This is a genomic window from Herbiconiux ginsengi (genome assembly GCF_900107435.1).
Classification (GTDB): Bacteria; Actinomycetota; Actinomycetes; order Actinomycetales; family Microbacteriaceae; genus Herbiconiux; species Herbiconiux ginsengi.
The window spans coordinates 640060-653860 of record NZ_FNPZ01000001.1 but is presented as its reverse complement, the minus strand read 5'-3'; the positions used below and the strand labels follow the sequence as shown (position 1 = coordinate 653860).

The 13801-nt window shown below is 71.5% G+C and carries 12 protein-coding genes; 10 read left to right on the top strand and 2 right to left on the bottom strand.

The window, feature by feature from the left end:
* Window positions 1–122 precede the first annotated feature (122 nt).
* Complete coding sequence (locus BLW00_RS03185; protein WP_092549061.1) at window positions 123–491, top strand: group I truncated hemoglobin; 369 nt, start codon at window positions 123–125, stop codon at window positions 489–491.
* Here the strand turns inward: BLW00_RS03185 and BLW00_RS03180 are convergent.
* Window positions 460–3225, bottom strand: a complete 2766-nt coding sequence (locus tag BLW00_RS03180; RefSeq protein WP_175494110.1) for a LuxR family transcriptional regulator — start codon at window positions 3223–3225, stop codon at window positions 460–462. The genes BLW00_RS03185 and BLW00_RS03180 overlap by 32 nt on opposite strands.
* 216 nt (window positions 3226–3441) lie before the next feature.
* On the opposite strand from BLW00_RS03180, the gene BLW00_RS03175 reads away from it, so the two are divergent.
* The 9 genes from BLW00_RS03175 (at window position 3442) to BLW00_RS03135 (ending at window position 13042) form a co-directional block, all read left to right on the top strand.
* Window positions 3442–5817 (top strand): Ig-like domain-containing protein, encoded by a 2376-nt coding sequence (locus BLW00_RS03175; RefSeq protein ID WP_092549055.1) that lies wholly within the window; start codon window positions 3442–3444, stop codon window positions 5815–5817.
* A 43-nt stretch (window positions 5818–5860) separates the two neighbouring features.
* Window positions 5861–6196: a hypothetical protein gene (locus BLW00_RS03170; protein ID WP_092549052.1), complete on the top strand. Its 336-nt coding sequence runs from the start codon at window positions 5861–5863 to the stop codon at window positions 6194–6196.
* Window positions 6197–6330: 134 nt separating this feature from the next.
* Window positions 6331–7269 (top strand): ABC transporter ATP-binding protein, encoded by a 939-nt coding sequence (locus BLW00_RS03165; protein ID WP_092549049.1) that lies wholly within the window; start codon window positions 6331–6333, stop codon window positions 7267–7269.
* A complete protein-coding gene (locus tag BLW00_RS03160; RefSeq protein ID WP_092549046.1) occupies window positions 7266–8087 on the top strand; it encodes a hypothetical protein in 822 nt (273 codons plus the stop codon). The genes BLW00_RS03165 and BLW00_RS03160 overlap by 4 nt, the downstream gene beginning before the upstream one ends.
* Before the next feature lie 2 nt (window positions 8088–8089).
* On the top strand, window positions 8090–9589 hold the full coding sequence (locus BLW00_RS03155; RefSeq protein ID WP_092549043.1) for a sensor histidine kinase: 1500 nt from the start codon (window positions 8090–8092) through the stop codon (window positions 9587–9589).
* A complete protein-coding gene (locus BLW00_RS03150) occupies window positions 9586–10323 on the top strand; it encodes a response regulator (RefSeq protein ID WP_092549040.1) in 738 nt (245 codons plus the stop codon). Before BLW00_RS03155 ends, BLW00_RS03150 begins: the two co-directional genes overlap by 4 nt.
* Before the next feature lie 103 nt (window positions 10324–10426).
* Window positions 10427–11386: a prolyl aminopeptidase gene (gene pip, locus BLW00_RS03145; RefSeq protein WP_092549037.1), complete on the top strand. Its 960-nt coding sequence runs from the start codon at window positions 10427–10429 to the stop codon at window positions 11384–11386.
* 2 nt (window positions 11387–11388) lie between these two features.
* Window positions 11389–12243 (top strand): endo alpha-1,4 polygalactosaminidase, encoded by an 855-nt coding sequence (locus BLW00_RS03140; protein WP_322788327.1) that lies wholly within the window; start codon window positions 11389–11391, stop codon window positions 12241–12243.
* Window positions 12244–12427: 184 nt separating this feature from the next.
* A complete protein-coding gene (locus BLW00_RS03135) occupies window positions 12428–13042 on the top strand; it encodes an HAD family hydrolase (protein ID WP_175494109.1) in 615 nt (204 codons plus the stop codon).
* Window positions 13043–13076: 34 nt separating this feature from the next.
* Here BLW00_RS03135 and BLW00_RS03130 read toward each other — a convergent pair whose 3' ends face one another.
* Entirely contained in the window at window positions 13077–13799 is a 723-nt protein-coding gene (locus tag BLW00_RS03130; RefSeq protein WP_092549031.1) for a DUF2510 domain-containing protein, read from the bottom strand.
* Window positions 13800–13801 lie beyond the last annotated feature (2 nt).

Sequence of the window (13801 nt, the reverse complement as noted above, 5' to 3'; positions counted from 1 at the left end):
GGGGCGGATATTGACGTCTCGCGAAGAGGGTGGGGGCGGTGGCGCCCGAAAGTGAGTAGTGACTGCTCAGGCGCGTCGGCGAGTCGCCCTGAGAAGGTGGAACACCAACCGAGGAGGATGCGATGACGTCGTACGACGAGATCGGCGGGCACGCCGCCATGAAGCTGGCCGTCGTGGTGTTCTACAACCGCGTGGTGGCCGATCCGCTGCTCGCCCCCTACTTCGAGGGCATCTCCCTGTCCCGGCTCCGGGCTCATCAGGTGGCCTTCCTCTCCGGTGTGCTCGGTGGCCCCCAGGCGTTCACCGGCCGCGACCTGCCGGCCGCACACGCCGCGTTCGCGATCACCGACGAGGCCTTCGACAGGATGGTGGAGCACCTCGAGTTCGCGCTCGTCGACGTCGGCGCCCCCGAGGCCGTCACCGCCGAGGTGCTCGGCACCGTCGGCGGCCTGCGGCACGCTATCGTGCAGCCGGCCCGGGCGATCCGCTGATCGGAGCCGAAGGCGACGCCGATGTCTGAGCACTCGGCGCGATGAGGTCGCGACGACCACCGATGCCGAGCTTGCCGTAGCTCGACTGGAGGTGATTGTCGACCGTGCGGATCGAGAGGAACAGCCGCGACGCGATCTCCTGGCTGGTGAGCCCGAGGCGCGCCAGGTCGACGACCTCGCGCTCGCGCCGGGTGAGCACATCCGGCGCGGAATCCCGGATTCCGCTGGTGTCGGCGCCGGGGCACGACTCCAGCAGGTGGAGCGCCCGGTCGTGCAGGGCGGCCGCTTCGTGCGCCCGGCCGGCGACCCGCGCCGCGCGCCCGGCTGCGGCGAACGCCTCGGCGGCCGACAGAGTGGCGCCGAGCTGCAACCAGCGCTCGCCGGCATCGGTGAATCCGATCGCACTCGGCTCCGCGACAGCCCGGGTGTGGGCGGCGCGGGCCTGGAACAGCGGGCTGTCGCCGGATGCCGCGAGTTCGGCGACCCGGTCGGCCACCAGTCGCAGGGTGGCGGTGAGCGCGGTCGCCGGGATGACGCCCTCGGCACGCGAGCCGATCCGGGCCGCCTGGAACAGCAGCGCGGTCGCGAGGTAGATCGCCCCGGAGGCGACGTGGTGCTCGGCATCGGCGCGCAGTCGCTCGATCGCGGCGGCGGGCTGACCGCGCACTGCGGTCAACTGGGCCTCGGCCAGTCGCACGTGGAAGTTGCCCTCGGGAGCATCGGTGCGGAGGCTCCGCAGCACGGTCTCCGCGGCATCCGTCTCACCGGCGGCGATGTGGGCGAGGGCGAGGGTGCCGAGCGCCACCCGATGCAGGTTCTTCGGGCCCTTGACGCTCGCGCCCGCGATGGCGTCACCGAGCCACCGCGTCGCCGACGAGACCTGGCCGATCTGCAACAGCACGTGCCCGAGCAGCAGTTCGGCGTAACGGGTGGAGACTTCGTCGTCGAACTGGACCGACTCGGAGAGCGCCTCCAGCGCCCACCGTCGGGCCACGTCGAGCGATCCGCCCACGAGCGACGCCGAGGCGGCGGTGAACAGCGCGAACGCCCGGTCGCGGGCGATCATCCCGCCGCCGAGCAGACGTTCGACCTCCTCCTGCGACTCCGACCACCGGCCGAGGCCGGCCAAGGGCATCGCGGCCGCCATCGCCACCATCTCCCGCAGTTCGGCGGGCAGGCCCGGGGTGTGCAGCAGGGTCTCGATCTCGGCCAGCGCCTCGCCGGTGCGCTCGACGGTGAACAGCATCATCGACCGGGTGATCGCGATGAGAGCGGAATGGGTGGGGAAGCGCGCGTCGGCCTCGGAGAGCAGCTGGAGGGCATCCACGATCCCGCCCGGCTGGTCGTGGCGGATGAGCGCGAGCGTGCTGGCGATGCGCACCGAGAGGAGTTCCGCTGCGGGCGCCGTCTGGTCGTGGGCCGACCCGGCCTCCGCGGCGGAGCGCGCGCCTTCCGCGTCGCCGAGACGGCGGAGTGCGTCGGCCAGGATCAAGTGGGGCAGGCCGCCCGTGGCGCCGGCGTCGATGGCGGCCTGGGAGAGTTTCGCCGCGAGTGCGTGGTCATGGGTCAGCTGTGCGAGGCGGGCGCCGGTGAGGAGCAGCTCGGGCGAGGCCGGCTGTCCGGCATCCAGGCGCCACACGGCTACGCGGAAGGCGTCGTCGGGCGTCGGGTCGGCCGAGGCCACGATGTCGGCCTGTTCGATTAGGATGTCTTCGACCCGCAGGATCGACATCGTGCCACGGATCACGCCGACGTAGTGCGGCTGGGCGAGTTCGGCCAGCATCCGGCCGCCCGACTCCCGCACGACGACCAGGCCCGCGCGCTCGAGTTCGGTCACGCTCGTGCGCGCGCCGGGGGTGTGGAGCTCGCGCACGGGCAGCGGCTGGCAGACGGCCAGGCGTTCGATCACGTCGAGCTGCGCCGGAGTGATCGCACGCAGTCGCCGGGCGATCACCTCGCCGAGCGCGGGGGTGCCGACCGGCTCACCGATGAGCTGCCAGACCCCCGACTCGACCACCAGGGTGCCGGCGCGCACGGCGCCGGCGCAGAGCTCGCGCAGGAAGAGCGGGTTGCCCCCGGCGGCGCGGTGGAGCTCCTCCGCCGTTCGCCGAGCGACCGAGCCGCCGAGCGCCCGGGCGAGGAGGGCCTCACTCGCCGCGCTGTCGAGCGGGGGGACGTCGATCCGCACGGCTGCGCTCTCGCTCCACAGGGCGAGGAGGGCGTCCGGAATCGGAGCCCCGTCGCCGATGGTGGCCAGCAGCTTGACGACACCGGAGTGCACGAGCTGGGTCAGCAGGGCGACCGAGAGGTCGTCGAAGGCCTGCAGGTCGTCGACGACGACCAGGATGCGCCCCGGCCCGCCGAGCGACCGGATGCGCGCGGTGACGGCCGCGAGCAGGCTCAGCGGATCGGCCGCGAGGGTCGTGAGGTCGACGCCGGGTGCGGCATCCTCCGCTCCGGAGGAGGCGAACAGCGGTGAGAGGCCGCCGAGCGGCAAGGAGGTGACACTGGTTCGCCCTGAGAGGCGCAATGCCGACCAGGCGGAGGCGCCCAGCCGGGCCGCGCTCTCGGCCGCCAACCGCGACTTGCCGATGCCGGTCGGGCCGAGCAGCACCACGGCCAGGGCCGGAGTGGCCTCGATCGCCGAAGTCACGCGGTCGAGCAGCGCGTCGCGGCCCTCGAACTCCCATTCGCCCTCGGTGAGGGGGCCTGGCTCCGTCGTGCCGGTCGTCATGGCGATAGGTCTCCCCCGGGCTGGTGCATGATCGTCGTCGGCCCCCACCGGCGAGTGTTTTTCGAGCATAGCGAACGGAGAAGGTCGGGTGAGCAATCCGGTGGAGCGAAGTAGGTAGCGGCTACTCAGGACTCCCGGCTGACGGGTGGGCAGAGTATCCGAGGCGCACAGCTGCGCTCCCCGACATTCCTGTTGTCCTCACGAAATGAGTCGATCATGCTCCCCATCTCCCGAGCGGCCCGCCGCTCACAAACCCGATCCGCCGGGAAGGCCCGACGGCTGACCCTGCTCGCTGCAGCTACCGTCTCCGCCCTCGTCGCGTTGAGCGCCCAGGGCGCCGCCGTGGCATCGGCCGACGAGGTCGCCGATCCTCCGGCCGCGGTGACCGCCGCGCCGGGTGATCCGACCCAGGCGACAGAGGCCACCGAGGCGACAGAGGCGACGCAGGCCACCGAGGTGGCAGAGGCCGCCGGAGCGGGCCAGGCCACCGAAGCGAGCGAGGTCACGGAAGCCCCGGAAGCGGCCGGGCCCGTCGACGCGGCGCAGGGCACCGAGCCGACCGACCCGACGCAGGCGACGGAGGCGCCGGGCCCCGGAGCGGGTGTTCCCTCTGACCCGACCGACCCGACGCAGGCCGCTGAGGCGCCTGGCCCGGGGGCGGGTGGTCCCTCCGATCCGACTGACCCGACGCAGGCGACCGAGGCACCCGGTCCTGGGGCGGCTGGTCCCTCAGACCCGACTGACCCGACACAGGCTGCCGAGGCACCCGGTCCCGCCGATCCGGGTTCGCAGGGCGACCCGATCGCCCTCGTCAACACCCCGCCTGTCGGCGTCGCCGATCACTACACGCTCGGTGTCGACACGGTGCTCACCGTCGCCGCCCCCGGCGTAGTCGGCAACGACTACGACGCCGAGGGTGATTTCCTCACCACCTCCCAAGGCACCACCGGCACCGGGCACGGAGGCCATGTCTCGGTGCTCTGGGATCGCTCGATCGTCTACACCCCGGCGGCGGGCTTCGTCGGCGTCGACACCTGGAGCTACCTGGTCTACGACGGCACCGACTATGCCGACACGGTCGTTCCGGTCACCTTCACGGTCGTCGACACGACGGATGCGGCACCGGTCGCCCACGACGACAGCTACTCCACGGCTGCCGACACGGCGCTCGTGATCGGCGGCACGGGTGTGCTGGCCAACGACACCGATGCCGACGGCGACGCGCTCGCGATTCCGGCGGCCCTCGCCCAAGGCGGCGCATCCGTCACGGCCAAGGACGGCAGCATCGACTGGGAGCAGGGAGGCGGATTCACGTACACCCCCGGCGCCGGCTTCATCGGCTACGACACCGTGACCTATTGGGCCACGGACGGCGTGCTGGGCGGAAACCTCGCCACCGTCACGATCAAGGTCGGCGACTGGGCGAATCTTCCGCCGGTCGCCATGGACGACCACTACGCGACCGCCGTGAACCACGTGCTGACGGTCGGCGCCGCGCAGGGCCTGCTCGCGAACGACTCGGATGCGACCGACCCGATCTCGGTGGTGGTGCCCAACCTGCTCGATACGGGCCGGGCGGCCGTGTACCTGCACAGCGACGGCAGCTTCAGCTACGCCTCGCACTACAACGACACGATCGGGCCCGACACCTTCACCTACCAGGTGACCGACGGCAGCTACAACCTGCCCGTCACGGCGACGGTGACGATCGACGTGAGCGCGTTCACGAACGCTCAGCCGATCGCGGTCGACGACCACTACACCACGTCGAAGAACACCGGCATGGGCGTGGGCGCGGCGGCGGGCCTGCTCGCGAACGACAGCGATCCCGATCAGGACGCGATCTCCATCCAGTTCGCCACGCCCGACGCGGCCACCGAGGCGGGTGGAATCGTGAACGTGGGCCTCAACGGCTCGTTCAGCTACACCCCGCCGGCCGATTTCGTTGGGGTCGACGGATTCTCCTACAACATCGTCGACGTGTTCGGCGGGCAGGGGGTCGCGGTCGCCTGGATCACGGTCACCGACCCCGGCGCCACGGGGAACTCCATGCCCGTCGCAACCGACGACCACTACTCGACCACGCCCGATACGACCCTCGTGGTCTCCGCGGCGAACGGAATGCTGATCAACGACTTCGATGCCGACGGCGACCCGCTCGGCTCGATCATCCCCGCCATCCCCTACGGCAGCGCGAGCGTCGAGGGCGGCACGGTCACCGGCACCGTCGACGGCGGGTTCACCTACACCCCGCCGGCGGGCTTCGTGGGCGAGGACGAGTTCGTCTACGAGGTGATGGACCAGTCCGTCGAGAGCTTCGACGTGGGCACGGTGCGCATCACGGTCGCCGCAGCGGTTCCGCCCGTGACGGGCGAGCCGCGTGCGGGTGCGGGTGCCGCCGCCGGTCAGGGCGACCCGGATGCCGGCGCAACCGACGGTGCCGACGTGGCATCCGCGGACACCTCCGGCGAGCTCGCGCTCACCGGCGCGGCGCCCGACGGCACGCTGGCTCTGTCGCTCCTGCTGCTGCTCAGCGGAGCCGCCGGCATCGTGATCGCCGCGATGGCCCACCGCCGCAGCCGCCGGTCCTGACACCGCATCGACCACCCCGACCCACGACCGAGAGGACACCACGATGTTCGGTAAGAAGAAGACCTGGCAGAAGGCCACCGGCACGGTGCTGGCGCGCACCATCGCGAGCACCGACAGCGACGGCGCGATGATCACCTATGACTACGCGGTCGAGGTGCGTCCGACCGAGGGCGCCGTCTTCCGGGCGATGCTCAAGGATCCGCGGATGCTCACCGACTTCCTGCAGCCCATCGTCGGCAAGACCGTCGGGGTCGAGTTCGACGCCGCCTCGGGCAAGGCGCGGTTCGACAAGAGCGATCCGCAGCTCAGCTTCAAGGCGTTCGAGCGAGCGCAGCAGGACGCCGTGCGCCGGGCGCTCGACCCCCGCCAGGGCTCGTAGCGCCGAGGGCGGTGGTACCCAGGTACGAGGGGAGTGCCTGGCAGGACGGCACCGGCGGGGGATGGGCCCGCCGGTGCCGATCCGTAGCGTGTTCAGGGCGCAGAGAGCGCAGCAGACACGAAAGCGGGAGATCCATGATCGAGGCCACATCCTTGACCAAACGCTACGGCGCCAAGACGGCGGTCGATTCCATCGACTTCGCCGTGCGGCCCGGTCAGGTGACCGGGTTCCTCGGCCCCAACGGCGCCGGTAAATCCACCACGATGCGCATGATCGTGGGCCTGGACCGCCCGAGCGCCGGCCGGGTGCTGGTGAACGGCAAGCCCTACGCCGAGCATGCGGCACCGCTGCGCGAAGTGGGCGCCCTGCTCGAGGCGAAGGCCGTGCACACCGGCCGCAGCGCACGCAACCACCTCCGCTCGATCGCGGCGACCCACGGCATCCCGCGCCGCCGTGTCGACGAGGTCATCGACCTCACCGGCCTCCACTCGGTGGCCGGCAAGCGCGTGGGCGGATTCTCGCTCGGCATGGGGCAGCGCCTCGGCCTCGCGGCGGCGCTGCTCGGCGACCCGGCCACTCTCATCCTCGACGAACCGGTCAACGGCCTCGACCCCGAGGGTGTGCTCTGGGTGCGTGGTTTCGTGCGGCAGTTCGCCGCACAGGGCCGCACCGTGCTGCTCTCCAGCCACCTGATGAGCGAGATGGCGCTCACGGCCGACCACATCATCGTGCTCGGCAAGGGCCGTGTGATCGCCAATGCGACGGTGGCCGAGATCGTCGGATCGACGCAGACCTTCGTGCGGGTGCGCAGCCCGCGCATCGACGAGGTGGCCCGCCGCCTCACCCAGCCCGACGTCACGGTGACGAGCGTCGACGCCGACGTCATCGAGGTGCGCGGCCTGCCCGCCGACGTGATCGGCGACGCCGCTCTCTCGGTCGGTGTCGCGTTGCACGAGCTCACCACCGTGCAGGGGTCGCTCGAAGACGCCTACATGAACCTCACCCGCGACGAAGTGGAGTACCGCACCACGGTCACCCCCGACGCCGCCCTCGCCGAAGGGATCGCCCGATGAGCACCGTCACCACCACCGTTCCTTCCGTCCGTGCCTCGCACCAGCCGGTTCCGGATGCGCGGCTGCGCTTCACCGGCGTGCTCCGCTCCGAGTGGATCAAGCTCACCACCCTCCGCTCCACGCTCTGGGCCTACGCCATCCTCGTGCTCGTGCAGGTGGGCATGGGCGTGATCTTCGTGCTCGCCAGTGACGGATTCGCGAGCGCCCCGGGCGCCGCGAACCAGGCGGCCGTGCTGCCGTCGACCCTCGGCATCATGCTCGGGCAACTCGTGATCTCGGTGCTCGGCGTGCTGGTGATCAGCGGCGAGTACGGCACGGGGCAGATCCGCTCCAGCCTCACCGCCGTGCCCAAGCGCCTGCCGGTGCTCTGGGCCAAGGCGCTGGTGTTCGGCGTCACCAGCTTCGTGGTGGGTCTCGTGGCCGTGTTCGCCGCGTACGCCGTCACCTGGCCGATGCTCGACGCCCGCGGCGTGACCTCCGACATCAGCGACCCGGCGCTGTGGGGGAGCCTCGTCGGCGGTGCCGGCTACCTGGCGCTGATCGGTCTGCTCGCCTACTTCCTCGGCGCCGTGCTGAGGAACACCGCCGGCGGCATCGCGGCGGCACTCGGTCTGCTGCTCGTCGTGCCCACCGTGCTCTCGTTCATCCAGGCCGACTGGATCACCGTGATCGGGCAGTGGCTGCCGGGCGTCGTGGGTCAGTCGTTGTTCCTCGGCAGCGAGATCTTCGAGCCGTGGCAGGCCGTGCTCGTTATGCTCGGGTGGATCGCGGTCGTCGCCATTCCGGCAGCGATCCTGCTCAAACGGAGGGACGCCTGACAGTGGCGACACCCAGCCCCGTCGGGGGCTTCGGCTACACGTCCTCGGCGCCGGCGGCACACCCGTCCGGCGCCGAGGACTTGCGGCTGCCCAAACCGCCGGGGTTCATCCGCTCCTACTTCAACCGGCACCCGTGGCTGCTCGACGGAGTGATCGCCGGCGCCTACGCCCTGCCCTCGGCGGTGGTGGCGCTGCTGGTGTTCGTGGCGTCGCTGTTCGGGGCCACGCCGTTCGACTTCCAGGACAGCGGATGGCGCAGCACGCCGCTCTTCGGTATTGCACTGCTCTACACGGCCGCCGCGGTGACGGTCGCGTTGCTGTTCCGGCGCTACGTGCCGGTCATCACCGCCGCGATCTGCGCCGCATCGCTCCTGGTGACGGGCGCCACCTCGCAGCAGCTCGACACGGTGCCGATGATGTTCGCGCTGTACGCGCTCTCGGTGTACCGCTCCACCCGCTCGGCCTGGATCTGGACGGCCGTCGCCGTCGTCACCGGCATCGTGTCGACGGCGCTCTACGATCCCTTCGATCTCGCCGCGATCATCGGCTACGGCGTGCTCTCGGCGATGGCGATGGTGATCGCCACGCTCGTCGGCATCACCTTCGGCAACCGGCGGCGCTACATCCAGGCCCTCCTCGACCGCGCGCAGCAGCTCGCCCGGGAGCGCGACCAGCAGGCACGGCTCTCGGCCGCCGCCGAGCGCGCGCGCATCGCCCGGGAGATGCACGACATCGTGGCGCACAGCCTCACCGTGATCGTGGCGCTGTCGGATGGCGCGGAGGCGAGTGTCGAGCGCTCGCCCGCCACGGCGCGCGAGGCGATGCGGCAGTCCGCGGCCACGGCGCGGCGCGCGCTGACCGACATGCGGCTCTCGCTCGGCGTGCTGACCGAGCCCGATGCGGAGGAGTCGGAGGGTGCCGGCGCCGGCGGCGGGGGTGGCGGCTCGGGGGTTGCCGCGGGCACGGGTGCGACGGTCTCGCTCGCCGGGTCCGGAGCCGGCGCGTCCGCGTCCGCCGCGTCGGCACCCGCGCCGCTCATGCCGCAGCCGAGCCTCGACGACCTGCCCGAGATGATCGCGTCGTATCGCGCGGCCGGGCTTCCGGTGCGGGTCACGGCGACGGGTACGCCTCCGCGCGATCCGCTCGTGCAGCTCACGGTGTTCCGCGTCGTGCAGGAGGCGCTGACGAACGCGCTCCGCTACGCGGTGCAAGCGACCGCGGTCGACGTGGTGCTCCACTACGGGCCGGGCGGCATCACCGTCGAGGTGTCTGACGACGGCATCGATCCCGGTCGTGGTGCCGCATCGGTCGGCTCGAGTCGCGGCCTCATCGGGATGCGCGAACGCGTTACGGTCTACGGCGGATCCGTGTCCGCGGGCCCGGCCGGAACCCGAGGCTGGCGCGTGCGCGCCGCCCTCGCCCCTCCGAACACGACGCTCACCCCCGCGGCGCCCCCGCCCGCGCCGTCGCACCCGGCCACCTCAGAAGGAGAGAATCCGTGACCGACGCCGCCCCGCGCATCCGGTTGCTCCTCGTCGACGACCAGCAGCTCATCCGGATGGGCATGCGCATGGTGCTCGAGGCCCAGCCCGACTTCGAGGTCGTCGGCGAGGCCGGCGACGGGCGCGCGGCGATCGACGCGGTGGCGCAGTTGCGACCCGAGGTCGTGCTGATGGACGTGCGGATGCCCGGCATGGACGGCATCGAAGCGACCCGCGCGATCGTGGCGTCGAATCCCGAGAGCCGCATCATCATCCTCACCACCTTCGACCTCGACGAGTACGCGTTCGCCGGCCTCAACGCCGGCGCGAGCGGGTTCCTGTTGAAAGACGCGCAACCCGCCGAACTCGCCAGCGCGATCCGCGCCGTGGCGAGCGGCGACGCGGCGGTCTCGCCCCGGGTGACGCGCAAGCTGCTCGAACTCTTCAGCCCGCAGCTGCCGGCCGCACCGGGCGGGACCGCGGGGGCGACGGATGCGCGACCCGGCGCATCCGGGAACGCGGGCTCTGCCGACCCCACTGCGTCGGCGGCATCCGCTCGCCTGGCCACGCTCACCGAGCGTGAGCACGAGGTGCTCGTCGCGATGGCCGAGGGGCTCACGAACTCCGAGATCGCGGCCCGCTTCTACCTCTCGGAGTCGACCGTGAAGACGCACGTCGGCCGGGTGCTCATGAAGCTCGAACTCCGCGACCGCGTGCAGGCGGTGATCTTCGCCTACTCCGTGGGCTTGGTCTGACGCCCCCCTCCACCCCCGCGAGGTAGCGCAAAGTGGCGCCTGGCGCACGCTCAGGGCGCACTTTGCGCTACCTCGCGAGGGGCGATCGCCCTAGGATTGAGGAATGCGCAGCTTCTACCCCGAGATCGAGCCCTACGAGAGCGGGATGCTCGACGTCGGCGACGGCCAGAGCCTCTACTGGGAGGAATCCGGCAACCCCGAGGGCAAGCCGGTCGTGTTCCTGCACGGCGGGCCCGGCGGGGGCACCACCCCGCACCACCGGCGGCTCTTCGACCCGGAGCGCTACCGGATCGTGCTCTTCGACCAGCGCGGCTGCGGCAAGAGCCTCCCGCACGCGAGCGAGCCCGACGCCGACCTGAGCACCAACACCACCTGGCACCTCGTGGCCGACATCGAGCGGCTGCGCGAGGCGCGCGGCATCGAGCGGTGGCAGGTGCTCGGCGGCTCGTGGGGCAGCGCCCTGGGCCTCGCCTACGCCGAGACCCACCCGGAGCGGGTGACCGAACTCATCCTGCGCGGCATCTTCACGCTGCGTCGCAGCGAACTCGACTGGTTCTACGAAGGCGGGGCCGCCGCGATCCTGCCCGACCGCTGGGAGGGGTTCCTCGCGCCGGTGCCGGAGGAGGAACGCCGCAACCTCATCTCCGCCTACCACCGGCTGCTCAACGACCCCGATCCGACCGTCCACGGGCCGGCGGCGGTGGCGTGGTCGACCTGGGAGGCGTCGGCGATCACGCTCATCCCGCGTGAGGACATCATCGCCGTGTTCGCCGAACCGAGCTACGCCCTCGCCTTCGCGCGCATCGAGAACCACTATTTCGTGAACCACGGCTGGCTCGAGCCCGAGCAGCTGATCCGCGACGCGTCGAAGCTGCGCGACATCCCGGGCGTCATCGTGCACGGCCGCTACGACCTCTGCACCCCGGCCTACAACGCCTGGGACCTGCACCAGGCGTGGCCCGAGGCCGAGCTGCATCTCATCGCCGATGCCGGCCACGCCTACGACGAGCCGGGCATCCTCGACGCCCTGATCACGGCCACCGACTCCTTCGCCACCCGTTGATCGTGCGGGCACGCGTGGCGGCCCTCGCCCTCGCCGTGCTGCTCGGAGCGAGCGGATGCGCGCAAGCGGTTCCCGAAACAGGGGCGGCACCCGAGACCGGCGCCCCGGCCACCGCCTACGCCTCGGCCAAACCCGGCGCTCCGGCAGCGCTCCCCGCCGACGCCGTGCCGGACTACCAGCTCGGGGGCGGGTACGACCCGGCGCCCGGCGTCACGGTGGTGGCCCGGGACAGCACCGACGATCCGGCGCCGGGCCTCTACTCCATCTGCTACGTCAACGGGTTCCAGACCCAGCCCGGCGCCGAGTGGCCCGACGAGCTGCTGCTGCACGAGGCATCCGGAGCCCTGCTGGTCGACCCGGGGTGGCCCGACGAGCACCTCTTCGACCTGAGCACGGCGGCGAATCGCGATGCGGTCGCCCGGATGCTCGTTCCGACCATCGAGGGCTGCGCGGCCGACGGGTTCCAGGCCGTGGAGTTCGACAACCTCGATTCGTACACGCGCTCGCACGACGCGTTCACACTCGACGACGCGGTGGCGTTCGCGACGCAGCTGGTCGCATCCGCCCACGCCGTCGGACTCGCCGCGGGCCAGAAGAACACGAGCGAACTCGGCCAGCGGGGCCGCGACGAGATCGGCTTCGACTTCGCCGTGACCGAGGAGTGCCACCGCTTCGACGAGTGCGCCGCCTACACCGACGTCTTCGGTGATCAGGTGATCGACATCGAATACACCGACGACCTGCGGGGCAGCTTCGCCGAGGTGTGCGCCGACCCGCAGACTCCGCACGCCACGGTGCTGCGCGACCGCGACCTGGCACCGGCGGGCGATCCGGGTCACGTCGACGACAACTGCTGACGCCGTCTCTTCACGCTCCGTTCACCGGACCTTCGGTCTGTGTGCCGCCGCCCCGCCTCTTCGGCGACGGAAGATGTGCAGAAGCCTCGGCAGAGGTGCAACTCCGAGGCGCACGGACACCGTGCGCCGGGAGCTCGGATGGGGACAGAACGGACACACGGTGGTCAGGGGTGAGGAACGGCCGGTGGCGACACTCGGCGAGACCATGGTGCTGTTCGACTGGAACGGCACCGTGGTGGTCGACGCCGATCGCGCCCGCGCGGCCCTGAACGCGGTGCTGGCGCGCCGCGGCATCCCGGTGCTCGGCGAGGCGGAGTTCTCGGTGCGGTTCCGGTTGCCGCTCGCGCAGCTGTTCGGGCGACTCGGCATCCCCGCCGGCGATCACGCCGCGGCCGAGGAGGAGTGGAACGTCGAGATGGCCGACACCCACGCGCGCCTCCGCGACGGCGCAGCCGAGTGCCTCGCCACGCTCTCCCGGGCGGGCGCGTGGCTCGGCGTCGTGTCGGCCGCCTCCGCTGCCGCCGTGCGCTTCGACCAGCGCGCACTGGCCGTGCCGGCCGTGTGGAACTCGGTCGACGCCTCCGTGGGCGACAAGTTCGAGATGCTGCTGCGGCATCGCCCGCAGCGGTCGAACGCCTTCTACGTGGGCGACAGCGCCGACGACATGCGCTGCGCCTCGGCCGCCGGATACACCGCGGTGGGCGTGACGGATGCCTACAGCAGCCCCGACGTGCTCCGCGCGGCGGGTGCGGCCCACGTCATCGGCACGCTCGACGAGTTGCTCGCGATCGTCGCCTGAGGAGGCCTGCGGGTGCGGCCGCGTCGACGCCCGCTCAGCTCAGGTTGCCGTAGCCGGCCGACGACATCATCGAGAACGTGTAGCTGAAGACCACGACGATCAGCACGATCGCGACGATCACCCCGACCGCGGCGATCGCGATGCTCACCCACATCGGAGCGATGCCCCGACCCGAACGGCGGCGCACCACCACGGAGCGCCCGATCGGGTAGACCGGGTTGAGGAACGCCCAGGCCCAGTGAAACGGCCGCACGTAGCCGGCACGCAGGAGCCAGCGGTGGTCGAAGTACGCGAGCACGACGGTGGCCGCGTAGAGCGCCAGGCTGATCAGGTTGACGACGCCCTGGATCACGAGACCCGACATCGAGTAGCCGCCGTAGAGGTGCTGGCCGTAGGGGCCGGCCATCGACGAGCGCAGCTGCAACTCGAGGCTCGGGTACAGCAGCGGGATCATGAGGAACGAGATCAGGGGCAGGAGCGTGATGACCCAGATGAACGGGCCGTACGCCGGCGTGCCGGCGGGCACGGAGGGGTAACCGGAGACGGCGTAGGCCGGTGCAGCGGAATAGCCCTGCCCGTAGGCGGGCGCCTGCAGGCTCGAGGAAGGCGCTACGGGGGCAGCGGGAGCGGGCTCCGGCGCGGCGGCCTGCAGATGGTCGGTCCAGGCCGATCCGTCCCACCACCGCAGCTGGGGTGATCCGGCCGGGTCCGGATACCATCCGGCGGGCGTCGTGTGGTTTCCGTCGGCGTTGCTCACTG

Coding starts and splice junctions, on each gene's coding strand:
- BLW00_RS03185 (WP_092549061.1), top strand. CDS start 123: ATGACGTCGTACGACGAGATCGGCGGGCACGCCGCCATGAAGCTGGCC.
- BLW00_RS03180 (WP_175494110.1), bottom strand. CDS start 3,225: ATGACGACCGGCACGACGGAGCCAGGCCCCCTCACCGAGGGCGAATGG.
- BLW00_RS03175 (WP_092549055.1), top strand. CDS start 3,442: ATGCTCCCCATCTCCCGAGCGGCCCGCCGCTCACAAACCCGATCCGCC.
- BLW00_RS03170 (WP_092549052.1), top strand. CDS start 5,861: ATGTTCGGTAAGAAGAAGACCTGGCAGAAGGCCACCGGCACGGTGCTG.
- BLW00_RS03165 (WP_092549049.1), top strand. CDS start 6,331: ATGATCGAGGCCACATCCTTGACCAAACGCTACGGCGCCAAGACGGCG.
- BLW00_RS03160 (WP_092549046.1), top strand. CDS start 7,266: ATGAGCACCGTCACCACCACCGTTCCTTCCGTCCGTGCCTCGCACCAG.
- pip (WP_092549037.1), top strand. CDS start 10,427: ATGCGCAGCTTCTACCCCGAGATCGAGCCCTACGAGAGCGGGATGCTC.